Origin of the sequence: Burkholderia singularis, assembly GCF_001718875.1 — a bacterium.
Lineage (GTDB): Bacteria > Pseudomonadota > Gammaproteobacteria > Burkholderiales > Burkholderiaceae > Burkholderia > Burkholderia singularis.
Window position 1 is genome coordinate 2,033,571 of record NZ_CP013448.1, and the last position, 16,313, is coordinate 2,049,883.

Sequence of the window (16,313 nt, forward strand, 5' to 3'; positions counted from 1 at the left end):
AAGGAGCACGTCCATGATGAAGGGTCAACTCGCCGGGCTGATGAAGCAGGCCCAGCAGATGCAGGAAAACATGAAGAAGATGCAGGAGCAACTGGCGCTGGTCGAGGTGGAAGGCCAATCCGGCGCCGGGCTCGTCAAGGTGACGATGACCTGCCGCAACGAAGTGCGCCGCGTGTCGATCGATCCAAGCCTGCTTGCCGACGACAAGGACATGCTCGAGGACCTGGTCGCCGCCGCGTTCAACGACGCAGTGCGCAAGGCCGAGGCGACGTCGCAGGAAAAGATGAGCGGGATGACCGCCGGCCTGCCGCTGCCGCCGGGCTTCAAGCTGCCGTTCTGATGCGCGGCCGTTCGATTTTCATCGATTGCGCATGAGCATCAAGCCGCCTTCCGCGCTGTCCGAACTCGTCGAAGCGCTGCGCGCGCTGCCGGGCGTCGGGCCGAAATCCGCGCAGCGCATCGCGTATCACCTGATGCAGCATGACCGGGATGGCGCCGCGCGGCTTGGCCGCTCGTTGCTGTTCGCGACCGAGCACCTGCGGCATTGCGAGAAGTGCAATACGTTCACCGAGGCGCAGATCTGCGAGGTTTGCAGCGATTCGGAGCGCGATCCGACGCTGCTTTGCGTCGTCGAGACGCCCGCCGACCAGATCATGCTCGAGCAGACGATGACCTATCGCGGGCTGTATTTCGTGCTGATGGGGCGTCTGAGCCCGCTCGACGGAATTGGCCCGAAGGAAATTCATTTCGACCGGCTCGTGCGGCGCGCGTCGGACGGCGTCGTGAAGGAGGTCGTATTGGCGACCAACTTCACGAACGAAGGCGAGGCGACCGCGCATTATCTCGGGCAGACGCTGAAGGCGCGCGGCCTGGCCGTCACGCGGCTCGCGCGCGGCGTGCCGGTGGGCGGCGAACTCGAGTATGTCGATGCAGGCACGATCGCGCGCGCGATGCTCGACAGGCGCACGCTCTAGCGGCGTCGCCTGCGCATTACGCGCGCGCGGCGCGCTTGCGCGATCGCGCCGCTTCATCGCCGCCCGATCGCGACGGATGCGCGCAGCGCCCGTATCGCGCTTGCGCACGATGCGCCGGGTCAACCGGTGCGATTCCCCAGTCCAATCCAAGGAAGAGTGATATGAGCGCAACCCACGGCCCGCTCGCGGGTGTCAAGGTGCTCGAACTCGGCACGCTGATCGCGGGGCCATTCGCTGCGCGTCTGTTCGCCGAATTCGGCGCGCAGGTCATCAAGATCGAGGACCCGGACGGCGGCGACCCGCTGCGCAAGTGGCGCAAGCTGTATCCGGAGGCGGGCGGTACGTCGCTGTGGTGGGCGGTGCAGGCGCGTAACAAGAAATCGGTGACGGTCAACCTCAAGTCGGACGACGGCAAGGAAATCGTGCGCCGTCTCGCGCGCGACGCCGACGTCGTGATCGAGAATTTTCGGCCGGGCCTGCTTGAAAAGCTCGGTCTCGGCTATGACGTGCTCGCCGCGGAAAACCCCGGTCTCGTGATGGTGCGCCTGTCCGGGTACGGGCAGACGGGGCCGTACCGCGACCGTCCCGGTTTCGGCTCGATTGCCGAATCGATGGGCGGGCTGCGCCATATCACCGGCTATCCGGACCGTCCGCCGCCGCGTATCGGCATTTCGATCGGCGATTCGATCGCCGCGCTGCACGGCGTGATCGGCGCGCTGATGGCGCTTCATCATCGTCACGTGAACGGCGGCGCGGGGCAGGTGGTCGACGTCGCGCTTTACGAAGCCGTTTTCAACATGATGGAAAGCGTCGTGCCGGAGTACGGCGTCTACGGGCTGGTGCGCGAGCGCACGGGCGCGTCGCTGCCGGGCATCGTGCCGTCGAACACCTATGCGTGCCGCGACGGCAGTATCGTGATCGGCGGCAACAGCGATCCGATTTTCAAGCGCCTGATGAAGGCGATCGGGCGTGACGATCTCGCCGACGATCCGGCGCTCGCGCGCAACGACGGACGCGTGCCGCGCACCGACGAAATCGATGCGGCGATCGCCGCGTGGCTCGCGCCGCGCCCGATCGATGACGCGCTCACGGTGCTGAACGCGGCCGACGTGCCGGCATCGCGGATCTATAGCGTGGCCGACATGTTCACCGATCCGCAGTTCGCCGCACGCGAGATGATCCAGCGTTTCAAATGGGCCGGCGACAACGAGATTGCGTTGCCGAACATCACGCCGAAACTGTCCGGCACGCCGGGCGAGACGCGTTGGCTCGGCCCCGAGCTTGGCGAGCACACGGACGAAGTGCTGCGCGAGCTGGGCTACGACGCGCCGGCGATCGCCGCGCTGCGCGACAAGCGGGCGATCTGAGCGCGGCGCGCCGGCCCCGGACGCCGGCGCTTCGCGCGCCCGCCGGCTCGCTCGTCCGCCTGCACGCGGGCGCGAGCCACGGCTGGCGCCGCGTCGCCGTCGGCGCAGGTCGGGCACCCTGGCTGTCGCTCTCGCGCAATCTTTCCTCGGTTACAATCGCCGGATGCGAATCCTACTCAGTAACGACGACGGCTATCTCGCGCCCGGTATCGCCGCGCTTTATGAAGCGCTGTGCCCGTTCGCCGACGTCACGGTGATGGCGCCCGAACAGAATTGCAGCGGAGCCTCGAACTCGCTGACGTTGTCGCGGCCGTTGTCGGTGTCGCGCTCGGCGACCTCGGGTTTCTACTACGTGAACGGCACGCCGACCGACTCGGTGCACGTCGCGTTGACCGGGTTGTTTGACGCGAAGCCCGACCTCGTTGTCTCGGGGATCAATAACGGCCAGAACATGGGCGACGACACGCTGTATTCGGGCACGGTCGCCGCCGCGACGGAAGGCATCATGTTCGGCGTGCCGGCGATCGCGTTCTCGCTCGTCGACAAGGACTGGGCGCATCTGGCCGATGCGGCGCGCGTCGCGGCCGAGATCGTGCGCCACTATCTCGCGCACCCGCTCGCCGGGCAGCCGCTGTTGAACGTGAACATTCCGAACCGCAGCTACGATGCGCTCAAGGGCTGGCGGGTGACGCGGCTCGGCAAGCGGCATCCGTCGCAGCCCGTGATCCGCCAAACCAATCCTCGCGGCGAGCCGATCTACTGGATCGGGCCGTCCGGCGAGGCGCGCGATGCGAGCGACGGCACGGATTTTCACGCGGTCGCCGAGGGTTTCGTGTCGATCACGCCGTTGCAGCTCGATCTCACCCATACCCAGATGCTGTCAGCCACCCGCGAGTGGGCGCGCGCGCGGAGCGGCGCTTCATGAGCGGCGAGCGCGCGAAGCGGTTTCCGCTCGCGCTCGAAGATCTGAAGCGCGAGCCGCGCAAGGCCGATATGCGCGCGGCCGAACGCAGCGCGAGCGATGCCGCGCGTCAGCGCGTCGCGACGGCGGTGATCGCGCCCGCCGGGGCGCCGGCGGCCGCGCAGAATTGGCGCGCGGGGCAGAGCGGCGGCGCGTCGCCGTTGACGAGCGCATCCGCGCCGAAACCGGCGCCCGGTCCGAAGGCAGCGCCTGCGCCGAAGGCGGCCCGCGCGACGAAGCTGGCCGCAGGCGCGGCCCATGCGGCGAGCCAGGGCGGCGCTGCCCGGCGTGGCGGCGACAAGAGCGCCGCGCCGAATGTCGCGTTGGCGGGCGCGCTCGCATTGACCTCGGAACGGGTGCGCGAGCGGATGGTCGAAAGGCTGCAAGCCAACGGTGTGACCGATTCGCGCGTGCTTGCCGCGATGGCCGCTGTGCCGCGCCATATGTTCGTCGATCCCGGGCTGGCTGCGCAGGCATACGAAGATGCGGCGCTGCCGATCGGGCATCAGCAGACGATTTCGAAGCCGTCCGTCGTCGCGCGCATGATCGAACTCGCCGCGGCCGGCCGGGCGCTCGAGCGCGTGCTCGAAATCGGCACCGGCTGCGGTTACCAGGCCGCGGTGCTGAGCCGCATCGCACGCGACGTCTATTCGATCGAACGCGTGAAGCCGCTCTATGAGCGGGCAAAATTGAATTTGCGGCCGTTGCGCGTGCCGAATATCCGCCTGCATTACGGCGACGGATGTGTCGGGCTGCCCGCCGCCGCGCCGTTCGACGCGATCGTGATCGCCGCGGCGGGGCTCGACGTGCCGCGCACGCTGTTGGAACAACTGGCGATCGGCGGCCGGCTCGTCGCGCCTGTCGGCGGGCAGGAAGGCGAGCAGGTATTGACGCTCGTCGAGCGTGTCGCGCCCGCGCAGTGGCGCGAATCGCGGCTTGATCGCGTTTTCTTTGTCCCTTTAAAATCCGGAGTGATTTGATACCGATGAGTATGTTGCGCGCGATGCAAAACAATCGTTCGAAGGTTCCGCTCTCGCTCGCTCAGCGCGCGATTTGCATGGCCGCTTTCATGCTGCTCGCCGCTTGCGCGACGCGGCTCGACCAGGCGCCCGTCGTCGACCGTTCAGGTTCGCTCGGCACGACGGCCGCCACCCAGCCCGCAGCGCCGCTGCCGCCTGCGCCCCCTGGCTTCTACCGGGTGAAACCGGGCGATACGCTTTATCGGATCGCGCTCGAGAATGGCCAGAACTATCGCGATATCGCGGCGTGGAACAATCTCACGAACCCGAACCAGATCGAAGTCGACCAGTTGCTGCGCGTCGCGCCGCCCGCAGGCGGCGTGACTACCGCCGCGCCTGCCGCGGGCGGCGCGGCGACGACGCCGCCGCTGTCGAGCGGCCCGGCCGTGCCGCCGATCTATGGCTCCGGTTCCAGCTCGAGTTCGGCGCCGGCTGCGGCATCCACCGAAGCGGCCGCGCCTGCCGCGAGCAACGTGTCGTTTGCATGGCCCGTGCGCGGCGCGCTCCTGAATACGTTCGACGATTCGAAGAACAAGGGAATCAACATCGGCGGCACCGCGGGCGAAGCCGTGAAAGCTGCTGCGGAGGGCCGGGTGGTCTATGCCGGCAACGGGCTGCGCGGCTACGGCAATCTTATTATCATCAAGCACGATGCGACTTATCTCACTGCGTATGCACACAACCGCGCTTTGATGGTAAAAGAGGGGGACGCGGTGACGAAGGGGCAGAAGATTGCAGAAATGGGCAATAGCGATTCCGACCGCGTGATGTTGCATTTCGAGGTTCGCCGGCAGGGTAAACCTGTCGATCCGCTGAAGTATTTGCCGCCTCAATAAACGAGACGACCATGCCGAAATCGAAGCGCCACCCGCTGCATGCCGAACCTGAGAAGATCAGTCGTGCCACGCAATCCTCGGCGGGGCGAACTGGCGCTTCGACGGGCGACGACGATGTCGCCGGTAACGAGCATGATTACGAGCCTCACGATGCCGAGGCGGCCGATGCCGATGACGCGGCCGACGAGCGGGAAGCCGCCGACGCCCCGCCCGATATCGACGATTTCCGCGCGCTGTTGCAAGCCGAGCTTACCGCCGACACGATCCAGCACTACCTGAATCGGATCAGCGTGAAACCGCTGCTGACGGTCGAGGAGGAGCAGCGCTACTCGCGTCTGGCGAAGGCGGGCGAGTTCGATGCGCGGCAGGTGATGATCGAGCGTAATCTGCGCCTCGTCGTCAGCATTGCGAAAGGCTATTTGAATCGCGGCGTGCCGCTGCTCGATCTGATCGAGGAAGGCAATCTCGGGCTCATGCATGCGATCGAGAAGTTCGATCCGACGCGCGGCTTCCGCTTTTCGACCTATGCGACCTGGTGGATCCGCCAAAGTATCGAACGCGCGATCATGAACCAGGCACGCACGGTGCGCCTGCCCGTGCACGTGATCCGCGAACTGAATCAGGTGCTGCGCGCAAAGCGCCATTTGGAAAAAAATTCGTTGTCGACCGGCGAAGCGGCCGAGCGTCGCGAAGCGAGCATCGACGACATCGCGTACCTGACCGGCAAGACCGCGGAAGAGGTCACCGACATCCTCGCGCTGAACGAGCACACCGCGTCGCTCGACGCGCCGCTCGATCTCGATCCGGCGAGCAGCCTGCTCGATCTGCTGCCGGACGACCAAAGCCAATCGCCGGACGCGGAAGTTCAGCACCGCGAATTGGAGACGCTGACGCGCGCGTGGCTGTCGCGCCTGTCCGACAAGCACCGGCATGTGATCGAGCGACGCTTCGGGCTGAACCACATCGAACCCGCGACGCTCGAGGAGCTGGCCGACGAGATGGGCCTGACGCGCGAGCGCGTGCGGCAGATCCAGCAAGAGGCGCTCGTGCGGCTCAAGCGGTTTTTTGCATCCAATGGCGTGCGCAAAGACGCCGTTTTGTAACTGATTGATGACCCCGATTCTGGTTTTTGACATCGAGACGATTCCCGATGTCGACGGCATCCGCCGTCTTGAGGATTTGCCCGCCGCGCTCACCGACGCCGAGGTCGCCGAGCATGCGTTCACCGCGCGCCGCGAGAAGACGGGCAGTGATTTCTTGCCGCACCATCTGCAGAGGATTGCCGCAATCTCGTGCGTGTTTCGCGACAACACGGGCTTTCGCGTGCGCTCGCTCGGCGCGCCCGGCGATCCGGAGGCCGTGCTGATCCAATCGTTTTATCGTGTGATCGAGAAATACACGCCGCAGCTCGTGTCATGGAACGGCGGCGGCTTCGATTTGCCGGTGCTGCATTACCGCGCGCTCGTGCACGGCGTCGCCGCGCCGCGCTATTGGGACATGGGCGAGGACGATCGCGAATTCAAGTGGAACAACTATCTGTCCCGTTATCACACGCGCCACACCGATCTGATGGATCTGCTCGCGCTCTACCAGCCGCGCGCGAACGCGCCGCTCGACGCGCTTGCGAAGCTGTGCGGCTTTCCAGGCAAGCTCGGGATGGATGGCAGCCAAGTTTGGGCAGCATTCCAGCAAGGGCGGCTCGACGAAATCCGCAATTACTGTGAAACCGACGTCGTGAACACGTACCTGCTGTATTGCCGATTTCAGCAGATGCGGGGCGGTTTGACGCCAACCGAATATGCGGACGAGGTCGTGCTCGTGAAAAATGCGCTGTTGCAAGAGCCGGCGCCGCACTGGGCCGAATATCTGGCTGCGTTCGGCGCGTGATCGCCCATGGTTCGCGCATGGGCAATGCGTCCGTTTGCGCTGACCGGTGCAGGGCGTTTTTCTGTTTTCCCATTCTCCGATTGACGTTCAGGCGTCGTTCAGTTCGAGCACGATCGGCTGGTGATCGGACGCGTGTGTCGCGCTGTCGATTTCGCAGCGCGTGATGCGTTCAGCGAGCGTTTCGGTCACGAATACGAAATCGCATGTGAGCGGCCCGTCGGCCCATTGCGCGGTGTCGTAGACGCCTGCTGTCGGCGGCGGCGCTTTTCCCGGATGGCGGGCGAGCCATGCATCGACAAAACGCGGCGCGTCCGGAAACGGCGCGACGAAACGCCGATACGCGGCGCTCGCGTATGCGCTGTTGAAATCGCCGCAAACGATTGCATCGGCGGCGCGCGCCGACGCCGCGAAAGGGCCGTCGAGCGTTTCGGCAGGCGCGCTGTCGCGCGCATGCGCGACGGCTTCGCGATGCAGGCGCCTGAGTGCGTCGATTTGCGCGAGCCGTTGCGCCGACGAGTAATACTCGAGATGCGTGACGACGACGCGCACCGCGCCAAACCGCGCGCGCAGCGTGACTTCAAGCGCGCAGCGCGGCATCGACGGCGCGTCGGCACTCGCGGGCCACGGCAGCGCATGGCGCAGCACGCGCTCGGCGGGCAGCCGGGTCGCGAGCGCGTTGCCGAATTGCCGTCGCGGCGCGCCTGGCGCGCGCGGCGGCAGATCGACGCCGATTGCCTCGAATACGTCGTAGCCGGGCAGCAGTGCGGCTAATTCGGCATACTGATCGTCGGATGGGCCGCCCGGCAGCGCCGGAAAGCCGCGCGTGACTTCCTGCAGGCATAGCACGTCGAAGTCTCCGAGCCGGCGCGCGGCGTCGATCGTGCGCGCGAGATCGACCGTGCCGCTCGCATCCCGTCCCCATTGGATGTTCCAACTAATGAGTCGCATCGTTGACGCTCCGTTATCGTTCAGCGATGGCCCGAGGCGCCGGGCCGGCCGTTTGGAGACGCTCGGGCACGCCCTTCGGCGTGCCGTTCGTCTACAATCTCGCCTTTGCTCACAATCGTTCGTCAGGAATAGCTGGTGTCAGAAGCCGCCCCCCTTTCCGCGCGCCGCGCGTCTGCCGTGCCCGATCGCGCCCCGGTTCTCGATATCGATTCGCTCGACATGGAAGCGCGCGGCGTCGGCCGCGTCGTCGACGAAAACGGCGAGCCCGGCAAAGTGATCTTCGTCGAAGGCGCGTTGCCCGGCGAGCGCGTCACGTATTCGAGCTTTCGCCGCAAGCCGTCCTATGAGCAGGCACAGGTCGTCGATATTGTGCGCGCGAGCGTGATGCGTGCGCAGCCGAAATGCGCGTTTTTCGGTACTTGCGGCGGCTGCTCGATGCAGCATCTCGACATGCGCGCACAAGTCGCGATCAAACAGCGCGTGCTCGAGGACAACCTGTGGCATCTCGCGAAACTGCGCTCGGAGACGATGTTCTCGCCGATTCACGGCCCGTCGTGGGGCTACCGGTATCGCGCGCGGCTCACGGTGCGCCATGTCGCGAAAAAAGGCGGCGTGCTCGTCGGTTTTCACGAGCGCAAGAGCAGCTACGTGGCCGACATGACGAGCTGCGAGGTTCTGCCGCCGCATGTGTCGGCGCTGCTCGTGCCGCTCAGGCGGCTCGTCGAGGGATTGTCGATCCGTGACCGGATGCCGCAGATCGAGCTGGCGGTCGGCTCGAGCGTGACGGCGCTGGTGCTGCGCGTGCTCGAGCCGATCAACGTGGCCGACGAAGCGCTGTTGCGCGAATTCGCCGATACGCATCGCGTGCAGTTCTGGCTGCAGCCGAAGGGGCCGGATACGGTTGCGCCGTTTTATCCGCTCGATGTCGAGCTGGACTACACGCTGCCCGAATTCGGCATCCGGATGCCGTTCAAGCCGACCGATTTCACGCAGGTCAACCATCAGATCAACCGCGTGCTGGTGGGGCGCGCGCTGCGGCTGCTCGCGCCGGCGCGCGGCGATCGCGTGCTCGATCTGTTTTGCGGTATCGGCAATTTCACGCTGCCGCTCGCGCGGCTCGCGCGCGACGTGGTCGGCATCGAGGGCAGCGAAGCGCTGACGACGCGCGCGCTCGCGAATGCGAAGGCGAATGGTGTCGACGGCCATACGTCGTTTGCCTGCCGCAATCTGTTCGACGTGACGGCCGACGATATCCGCGCGCTCGGTGCGTTCGACAAATTCCTGATCGATCCGCCTCGCGAGGGCGCGCTCGCGGTGTCGAAGGCGCTGGCCGAGATCGCGCAGAGCGGCAGCGGGCCTTTGCCGGCGCGAATCGTCTACGTGTCGTGCAATCCGTCGACGCTCGCGCGCGACGCGGGATTGCTCGTTCACGAAGCCGGCTACCGGCTCAAGGGCGCGGGCGTGGTGAATATGTTTCCGCATACTTCGCACGTCGAATCGATTGCGCTGTTCGAGCGGGCGTAGGGTTGGCCGCCGGCGCGACGCGGCCGCGCGGCGCTTCGCGCCGGCCGCTCCGATGACCGTTCGCGCACTCCGCGGCGGACCTTCGCTGCGAGATGGCGGCGAAAAAAAAACCGGCCCATGCGGGCCGGTCTTCGGTGATGCGGTTCAGGCTCAGTTGCGATTGCCGCCGAAGATGCCGAGCAGTGCGAGCAGGTTCGTGAACACGTTGTACAGATCGAGGTAGATCGCGAGCGTCGCGCTGATGTAGTTGGTTTCGCCGCCATTGACGACGCGTTGGACGTCGAACAGCATATACGCGGAGAAGATCGCGATCGCAAGCACCGATACGGTCAGCATCAGCGCCGGCAGGTGCAGAAACACGTTCGCGAACGACGCAAGCAGCAGTACGATCACGCCGACGAACAGCCATTTGCCGAGGCCGGAGAAATCGCGCTTGCTGACGGTGGCGACCGTGGCCATCACGGCAAAGATCACGCCGGTGCCGCCGAACGCCAGCATGATGAGCGCGGGGCCGTTCGAGAAGCCGAGGATGAAGCTCAACAGGCGCGACAGCATCAGGCCCATGAAGAACGTGAAGCCGAGCAGCACGAACACGCCGGCCGCGCTGTTCTTCGTGCGCTCGATCGCGAACATGAAGCCGAACGCGATCGCGAGGAACGCGAGGAAGCTCATCATCGGGCTCGTCGCGGCAAACAGCGAGAAACCGGTCGCGACGCCGATCCAGGCGCCGAGCACGGTCGGCACCATCGACAGGGCGAGGAGCCAGTAGGTGTTGCGCAGCACGCGGTTGCGGGTCTCGGCGGTACTGATCGCGCCGCCGCGGCCGAAGTTATACGGATAATCGTTCATGGTTTCTCCTAACATGGAACGTGGCGGCATCGCGAGCGGGCGGCATGTTTGTTGCGCCGCGGCAGGCCATGACGCCGCTACCCCTAAGATAGGTTTCGAGGCGAGAGGTTTCAACATTGAGCCGCCCGCGAAACATGGCTGATTCGACCTTTCGGTCGTGTAAGGGTTCAATCGCAATGATACACGGGAACGTGTTACAATAGCGGATTCATTTGAAACTGTAACCTCTTAATTTTTTGGAGTTTTTATGGCAATCGAGCGCACCCTGTCGATCATCAAGCCGGATGCGGTGGCGAAGAACGTGATCGGCCAGATCTACAGCCGTTTCGAAAACGCCGGTTTGAAGATCGTTGCGTCGCGCATGGCGCACCTGTCGCGCGCCGATGCGGAGAAGTTCTACGCCGTTCACGCCGAGCGCCCGTTCTTCAAGGATCTCGTCGACTTCATGATCTCGGGCCCGGTGATGATCCAGGTTCTCGAGGGCGAGAACGCGATTCTGAAGAATCGCGAGCTGATGGGCGCGACGGACCCGAAGAAGGCCGAAAAGGGCACGATCCGCGCGGATTTCGCGGACAGCATCGACGCGAACGCCGTGCACGGCTCGGACGCGGCGGAAACGGCGCGCGTCGAAATCGCGTTCTTCTTCCCGGAAATGAACGTCTACTCGCGTTGACGCGGGCAAGATCCAGCGCGTAGCGGCAAGGCAGGACACCATGGCGAACGAATCTCCCGTCGATCTACTCGATTTCGATGCCGACGGCCTCGTCGCGTATTGCGGCAGCCTCGGCGAGAAGGCGTTTCGCGCGAAGCAGTTGCAGCGCTGGATCCATCAGTACAATGCGACCGATTTCGACGGGATGACCGATCTCGCGAAATCGCTGCGCGAAAAGCTGAAAGGGCGGGCCGTGATCGGCGCGCCCGACATCCTGAGCGATCACGTGTCGGCGGACGGCACGCGCAAGTGGCTCATCAACGTCGGCAACGGCAACGCGGTCGAAACGGTGTTCATCCCCGAGGAGACGCGCGGCACGCTTTGCGTGTCGTCGCAGGCGGGGTGCGCGGTCAATTGCCGGTTCTGCTCGACGGGCAAGCAGGGTTTTTCCCGCAATCTGTCGACGGGCGAGATCGTCGGCCAGTTGCGGATGGCGGAGTTCGCGCTGCGGGCGTCGCTTGGGCGCGCGCCCGGTCCGAACGGGCGCGCGGAGCGCGTCGTCACGAACGTCGTGATGATGGGCATGGGCGAGCCGCTTCTCAATTACGCGGCGGTCGTGCCCGCGATGCGGCTGATGCTCGACGACAACGCGTATGGCTTGTCGCGCAGGCGCGTCACGCTGTCGACGTCGGGCGTCGTGCCGATGATGGACCGGCTCGGCGCCGAGCTGCCGGTCGCGCTCGCGGTGTCGCTGCATGCGCCGAACGACGCGCTGCGCGACATGCTCGTGCCGCTCAACAAGAAACATCCGCTGCGTGAGCTGATGGCGGCTTGCGAGCGTTATCTGAAGGTCGCGCCGCGCGACTTCATCACGTTCGAATATTGCATGCTCGACGGCGTCAACGATTCCGAAGCGCATGCGCGCGAACTCCTCGCGCTTACGCGCGACGTGCCGTGCAAATTCAACCTGATTCCGTTCAATCCGTTTCCGGAATCGGGGCTCGTGCGCTCGAAGCCGGAGCAGATCAAGCGCTTCGCGCAGATTCTGATCGACGCCGGCATAGTGACGACGGTGCGTAAGACGCGCGGCGACGATATCGACGCCGCGTGCGGCCAGCTCGCGGGCGCGGTCAAGGATCGCACGCGTCTCGCGCAGCGCACGGGGGCGAAGGTGATCGAGGTCCGGGCGGTTTGACGGGGATGCCGTTGGGAGTGCCTGGGCGGGTAGTGCAATAAACGCGAAAGCGATCGGGGATGGCGCGGCGCGCCGTGCTGTGTGACAACGATAGGTGCGTGTGCGGCCGGAGCCGGCGCGGGCGCGCATGAAAGAAGAATCGACGCGAGGATGAGGATGAGCGAAGCGCAGCCGTCAAAGAGCCCAGAGACGAACGCAGGCGAGCACCCGGCGGCGGCCGGGCTTGCATCGGTCGCGGCCGTCGGCGAGCGGCTCGCGGAGTTGCGTCGTGCGAAAGGCTGGTCCGTCGACGACGTGTCCGCGCGGCTGAAGATCGCCGCACCGAAGCTGCAGGCGCTCGAGGCGGGCGACACGAGCCAGTTCCCAGGCACGACGTTCGCGCTTGGCGTCGTGCGCAGCTACGCAAAGATGCTGGGCGTCGATCCGGAACCGTTCGCGCAAGCGCTGCGCCGAGAGAAAGGCGTGCCGGCGGTGGACTTGTCGTTGCCCGCGTCGTCGGGCGCCGATCTGCCGCGCGGGCGCGTGTCGATCCATCTCGGCGATTCGTCGCGCAGCCGGCCGTGGCTATGGGCGATCGCGGCGGCCGTCGTCGCGCTTGTCGCCGTGATGATGTGGCGCACGGGCGGCGAATCGACGAATTGGCTCGCGCGCTTCAAGACGGGCGGCGCGGATAACGGCGCGGCAGCGGTGCATGACCAGCAGCCGGAGAGCGCCGCGTCCGAGCTGCCGGCGAGCGCGGCAGTGTCGGGTTCGGTGACGCAGGCGCGGGGCGCGTCCGGCGCCGCCGAGCAAACCGCAACGCAAACGGTGCCGGGCAGCGCGGCGCTCGCGCCGGCGCAGGTCGCCGGACCGGCGTTGGTCGCGAGCGTCGCTGGCGAATCGCCCGCTTCGGCGGCATCATCGGCGCAGTCCACCGCCGCTGGCCCGGCCGCGGCATCGGTTGCGGCCGCGGCACAGCCGCAGCCATCGGCATCGGCATCGGCAAGCGAGGCGGCGACTGTCGCGCCCGGCCAGTCGGTGGTGACGTTGAAGGTCGCGCAGGACTGCTGGTTCAGCGTGCGCGATAAGCACGGCAAGGAACTGTTCTCGGCGCTCGTGCGGGCGGGCGAGACCAAGCAGGTGGCGGGCGACGCGCCGCTCAAGGTGACGATCGGCAACAAGGCCGGGCTCGAGTCGATCGCTTTCGACGGCAAGCCTGTCGATCCGGCAAAATACTCGGCGGCTCGGGGTAACGTCGCGCGTTTCGCGTTGCCCTGACGGCCAGCGTCGTGACCGCAGGCGGCCGCGACGCTTTTCCCATTCGCGCGCAGCCGACGGGCGGCGCGCCATGCGTAAATTTGGATCCAACGATGCAATCCGAAGCTCAATCCCCTGAAGCTCGATCTACCGACGCTCGACTTCCTCGAGACAGCCAAATCTGTTCAACCGAGCCGGTGTTCGGCGGGCATGCGCCGCGGCGCGTGTCGCATGGCGTCGATGTCCGCTGGGGCGGCAATCTCGTGACGATCGGCGGCGATGCGCCGGTTCGTGTGCAGTCGATGACGAACACCGACACGGCCGACGCGATCGGCACGGCGATCCAGGTGAAGGAACTCGCGAATGCGGGTTCCGAAATCGTTCGCATCACCGTGAATACGCCCGAGGCGGCCGCCGCGGTGCCCGCGATTCGCGAGCAGCTCGATCGGATGGGCATTGCGGTGCCGCTCGTCGGCGATTTCCATTACAACGGACATCTGCTGTTGCGCGACTATCCGGACTGCGCGCAGGCACTGTCGAAGTACCGGATCAATCCGGGCAACGTCGGCCAGGGCGCGAAGCGCGATACGCAGTTTGCGCAGATGATCGAAGCCGCGATCAAGTACGACAAACCAGTGCGAATCGGCGTGAACTGGGGCAGCCTCGATCAGGATCTGCTTGCGCGGATGATGGACGAGAACGCCGCGCGCGCGACGCCGTGGGACGCGCAGAGCGTGATGTACGAAGCGCTGATCCAATCGGCGATCGGCTCGGCCGAGCGTGCGGTCGAACTCGGCCTTGGGCGCGACAAGATCGTGCTGTCGTGCAAGGTGAGCGGGGTGCAGGACTTGATCGCGGTGTACCGGGAGCTGGCGCGCCGCTGCGGCTTCGCGCTGCATCTCGGGCTTACCGAGGCGGGCATGGGCTCGAAGGGGATCGTCGCGTCGACAGCCGCGCTCGGCGTGCTGCTGCAGGAAGGGATCGGCGACACGATCCGGATTTCGCTGACGCCGGAGCCGGGCGCGTCGCGCACGGGTGAGGTGGTCGTCGGTCAGGAGATCTTGCAGACGATGGGGCTGCGCTCGTTCGCGCCGATGGTCGTCGCGTGCCCCGGCTGCGGCCGCACGACCAGCACGCTGTTCCAGGAACTCGCGCTGCAGATCCAGAACTATCTGCGCGAGCAGATGCCGGTGTGGCGCAATGAATATCCGGGCGTCGAGAAGATGAACGTCGCGGTGATGGGCTGCATCGTCAATGGCCCGGGCGAGTCGAAGCACGCGAACATCGGCATCAGCCTGCCGGGTTCGGGCGAGAATCCGGCTGCGCCTGTCTTCATCGACGGCCAGAAAGTGAAAACGCTGCGCGGCGAACACATCGCGCAGGAATTCCAGCAGATCGTGAGCGACTACGTTGCGCGTACCTACGGCGCAGCCGCTCAAGGCCGTGCCGAAGCGCTCCAGAATTAATTCGTCAACCGTAACCAGATGACAGAACAAAAGCGAAAGCTCGACAAACTGACGGGCGTGAAGGGCATGAACGACATCCTGCCGCAGGATGCCGCGCTGTGGGAATTCTTCGAATCGACCGCGAAATCGCTGTTGCGCGCGTATGGCTATCAGGGCATCCGCACGCCGATCGTCGAGCACACGCAGCTTTTCACGCGCGGCATCGGCGAAGTGACCGACATCGTCGAGAAGGAACTGTACAACTTCACCGATTCGCTGAACGGCGACGAACTCGCGCTGCGCCCGGAAGGCACCGCGGCCGTCGTGCGGGCGTCGATCGAACATAACCTGCTGTACGACGGACCGAAGCGGCTCTTCTACATCGGCCCGATGTTTCGCCACGAGCGCCCGCAGCGCGGCCGCTATCGGCAGTTCCATCAAGTCGGCGTCGAGGCGCTCGGCTTCGCGGGCCCGGACGCCGACGCGGAAATCATCATGATGTGCCAGCGGCTGTGGGACGATCTCGGCCTCATGGGCATCCGGCTCGAGATCAATTCGCTCGGTCTCGCCGAAGAGCGCGCCGCGCACCGCGTCGAGTTGATCAAGTATCTCGAGCAGCACGTCGACCAGCTCGACGCCGATGCGCAGCGCCGTCTATATACGAACCCGCTGCGCGTGCTGGATACGAAGAATCCCGCGCTGCAGGCGATCGTCGAGAATGCGCCGAAGCTGATCGATTTCCTCGGCGATGAGTCGCGCGCGCATTTCGAAGGGTTGCAGCGCCTGCTGAAGGCCAACAACGTGCCGTTCAAGATCAATCCGCGTCTCGTGCGCGGCCTCGACTACTACAACCTGACCGTGTTCGAGTGGGTGACCGACAAGCTCGGCGCGCAGGGCACGGTGGCGGCCGGCGGCCGCTACGACGCGCTGATCGAGCAATTGGGCGGCAAGCCCGCGCCCGCGTGCGGCTGGGGGATGGGTATCGAGCGGATTCTCGAACTGCTGAAGGAAGACGATCTCGTGCCGGAGCAGGACGGCGTCGATGTCTACGTGGTCCATCAGGGCGATGCGGCGCGCGAACAGGCATTCGTCGTCGCCGAGCGGCTGCGCGACACGGGCCTCGACGTGATTTTCCATTGCAGCGCCGACGGCGCGGGCGCGAGCTTCAAATCGCAAATGAAGCGCGCGGACGCGAGCGGCGCGGCATTCGCGGTGATTTTCGGCGAGGACGAAGTAGCGAACGGCACGGCGAGCGTGAAACCTTTGCGCGATGCGGGCGTGGCGGGCGAAAAGCAGGCTCAGCAGTCGGTGCCGGTCGAAAACTTGACCGAATTTCTAATCAATGCGATGGTTGCATCCGCCGAAGACGGCGACGACTGATCGCGGCGTGTCCTCGACCAGAAAGCGTGTACAGGAAGGA

The 16,313-nt window shown here is 65.6% G+C and carries 16 protein-coding genes; 14 read left to right on the top strand and 2 right to left on the bottom strand.

The features are described 5' to 3' along the window. The first annotated feature begins 13 nt into the window (after positions 1-13). The 8 genes from AQ611_RS09290 (at position 14) to AQ611_RS09325 (ending at position 7,044) form a co-directional block, all read left to right on the top strand. Complete coding sequence (locus tag AQ611_RS09290) at positions 14-340, top strand: YbaB/EbfC family nucleoid-associated protein (RefSeq protein ID WP_059469738.1); 327 nt, start codon at positions 14-16, stop codon at positions 338-340. A gap of 31 nt (positions 341-371) precedes the next feature. Beyond that, positions 372-974, top strand: coding sequence for a recombination mediator RecR (gene recR, locus AQ611_RS09295; protein ID WP_082710200.1), 603 nt, complete (start codon positions 372-374; stop codon positions 972-974). Positions 975-1,135: 161 nt separating this feature from the next. Then, positions 1,136-2,341, top strand: coding sequence for a CaiB/BaiF CoA transferase family protein (locus AQ611_RS09300; RefSeq protein ID WP_069234308.1), 1,206 nt, complete (start codon positions 1,136-1,138; stop codon positions 2,339-2,341). A gap of 163 nt (positions 2,342-2,504) precedes the next feature. Further along, a complete protein-coding gene (gene surE, locus AQ611_RS09305) occupies positions 2,505-3,266 on the top strand; it encodes a 5'/3'-nucleotidase SurE (protein ID WP_069234309.1) in 762 nt (253 codons plus the stop codon). Next, complete coding sequence (locus AQ611_RS09310) at positions 3,263-4,282, top strand: protein-L-isoaspartate(D-aspartate) O-methyltransferase (RefSeq protein ID WP_069235217.1); 1,020 nt, start codon at positions 3,263-3,265, stop codon at positions 4,280-4,282. The genes surE and AQ611_RS09310 overlap by 4 nt, the downstream gene beginning before the upstream one ends. 11 nt (positions 4,283-4,293) lie before the next feature. After that, positions 4,294-5,157, top strand: coding sequence for a peptidoglycan DD-metalloendopeptidase family protein (locus AQ611_RS09315; protein ID WP_180978156.1), 864 nt, complete (start codon positions 4,294-4,296; stop codon positions 5,155-5,157). 11 nt (positions 5,158-5,168) lie between these two features. Then, positions 5,169-6,260 carry an RNA polymerase sigma factor RpoS gene (rpoS, locus tag AQ611_RS09320; protein ID WP_059518123.1) on the top strand — a complete coding sequence of 364 codons (1,092 nt, stop codon included), beginning with the start codon at positions 5,169-5,171 and terminating at the stop codon, positions 6,258-6,260. 7 nt (positions 6,261-6,267) lie between these two features. Further along, complete coding sequence (locus AQ611_RS09325) at positions 6,268-7,044, top strand: 3'-5' exonuclease (protein ID WP_069234311.1); 777 nt, start codon at positions 6,268-6,270, stop codon at positions 7,042-7,044. Positions 7,045-7,131: 87 nt separating this feature from the next. On the opposite strand, the gene AQ611_RS09330 is transcribed toward AQ611_RS09325, so the two are convergent. Then, the gene (locus tag AQ611_RS09330; RefSeq protein WP_069234312.1) at positions 7,132-7,992 is read right to left on the bottom strand and encodes an endonuclease/exonuclease/phosphatase family protein; all 861 of its coding nucleotides are present in this window, start codon (positions 7,990-7,992) and stop codon (positions 7,132-7,134) included. Positions 7,993-8,127: 135 nt separating this feature from the next. Here AQ611_RS09330 and rlmD point away from each other — a divergent pair, with 135 nt between their 5' ends. Next, a complete protein-coding gene (rlmD, locus tag AQ611_RS09335) occupies positions 8,128-9,516 on the top strand; it encodes a 23S rRNA (uracil(1939)-C(5))-methyltransferase RlmD (protein ID WP_069234313.1) in 1,389 nt (462 codons plus the stop codon). A 150-nt stretch (positions 9,517-9,666) separates the two neighbouring features. Here the strand turns inward: rlmD and AQ611_RS09340 are convergent, their stop codons facing one another. Beyond that, positions 9,667-10,365, bottom strand: a complete 699-nt coding sequence (locus AQ611_RS09340) for a Bax inhibitor-1/YccA family protein (protein ID WP_069234314.1) — start codon at positions 10,363-10,365, stop codon at positions 9,667-9,669. Positions 10,366-10,612: 247 nt separating this feature from the next. On the opposite strand from AQ611_RS09340, the gene ndk reads away from it, so the two are divergent. From ndk to hisS, 5 genes are all read left to right on the top strand, one after another. Continuing rightward, complete coding sequence (ndk, locus tag AQ611_RS09345) at positions 10,613-11,038, top strand: nucleoside-diphosphate kinase (RefSeq protein ID WP_059518113.1); 426 nt, start codon at positions 10,613-10,615, stop codon at positions 11,036-11,038. 40 nt (positions 11,039-11,078) lie between these two features. Further along, the gene (gene rlmN / locus AQ611_RS09350; RefSeq protein WP_069234315.1) at positions 11,079-12,212 is read left to right on the top strand and encodes a dual-specificity RNA methyltransferase RlmN; all 1,134 of its coding nucleotides are present in this window, start codon (positions 11,079-11,081) and stop codon (positions 12,210-12,212) included. Between the two features lie 156 nt (positions 12,213-12,368). Continuing rightward, on the top strand, positions 12,369-13,469 hold the full coding sequence (locus AQ611_RS09355) for a helix-turn-helix domain-containing protein (RefSeq protein WP_069234316.1): 1,101 nt from the start codon (positions 12,369-12,371) through the stop codon (positions 13,467-13,469). Between the two features lie 92 nt (positions 13,470-13,561). After that, a complete protein-coding gene (gene ispG, locus AQ611_RS09360; protein WP_069235218.1) occupies positions 13,562-14,914 on the top strand; it encodes a flavodoxin-dependent (E)-4-hydroxy-3-methylbut-2-enyl-diphosphate synthase in 1,353 nt (450 codons plus the stop codon). 18 nt (positions 14,915-14,932) lie between these two features. Beyond that, positions 14,933-16,273: a histidine--tRNA ligase gene (gene hisS, locus AQ611_RS09365; protein ID WP_069234317.1), complete on the top strand. Its 1,341-nt coding sequence runs from the start codon at positions 14,933-14,935 to the stop codon at positions 16,271-16,273. Positions 16,274-16,313 lie beyond the last annotated feature (40 nt).

Coding starts and splice junctions, on each gene's coding strand:
- AQ611_RS09290 (WP_059469738.1), top strand. CDS start 14: ATGATGAAGGGTCAACTCGCCGGGCTGATGAAGCAGGCCCAGCAGATG.
- recR (WP_082710200.1), top strand. CDS start 372: ATGAGCATCAAGCCGCCTTCCGCGCTGTCCGAACTCGTCGAAGCGCTG.
- AQ611_RS09300 (WP_069234308.1), top strand. CDS start 1,136: ATGAGCGCAACCCACGGCCCGCTCGCGGGTGTCAAGGTGCTCGAACTC.
- surE (WP_069234309.1), top strand. CDS start 2,505: ATGCGAATCCTACTCAGTAACGACGACGGCTATCTCGCGCCCGGTATC.
- AQ611_RS09310 (WP_069235217.1), top strand. CDS start 3,263: ATGAGCGGCGAGCGCGCGAAGCGGTTTCCGCTCGCGCTCGAAGATCTG.
- AQ611_RS09315 (WP_180978156.1), top strand. CDS start 4,294: ATGTTGCGCGCGATGCAAAACAATCGTTCGAAGGTTCCGCTCTCGCTC.
- rpoS (WP_059518123.1), top strand. CDS start 5,169: ATGCCGAAATCGAAGCGCCACCCGCTGCATGCCGAACCTGAGAAGATC.
- AQ611_RS09325 (WP_069234311.1), top strand. CDS start 6,268: ATGACCCCGATTCTGGTTTTTGACATCGAGACGATTCCCGATGTCGAC.
- AQ611_RS09330 (WP_069234312.1), bottom strand. CDS start 7,992: ATGCGACTCATTAGTTGGAACATCCAATGGGGACGGGATGCGAGCGGC.
- AQ611_RS09340 (WP_069234314.1), bottom strand. CDS start 10,365: ATGAACGATTATCCGTATAACTTCGGCCGCGGCGGCGCGATCAGTACC.
- ndk (WP_059518113.1), top strand. CDS start 10,613: ATGGCAATCGAGCGCACCCTGTCGATCATCAAGCCGGATGCGGTGGCG.
- rlmN (WP_069234315.1), top strand. CDS start 11,079: ATGGCGAACGAATCTCCCGTCGATCTACTCGATTTCGATGCCGACGGC.
- AQ611_RS09355 (WP_069234316.1), top strand. CDS start 12,369: ATGAGCGAAGCGCAGCCGTCAAAGAGCCCAGAGACGAACGCAGGCGAG.
- ispG (WP_069235218.1), top strand. CDS start 13,562: ATGCAATCCGAAGCTCAATCCCCTGAAGCTCGATCTACCGACGCTCGA.
- hisS (WP_069234317.1), top strand. CDS start 14,933: ATGACAGAACAAAAGCGAAAGCTCGACAAACTGACGGGCGTGAAGGGC.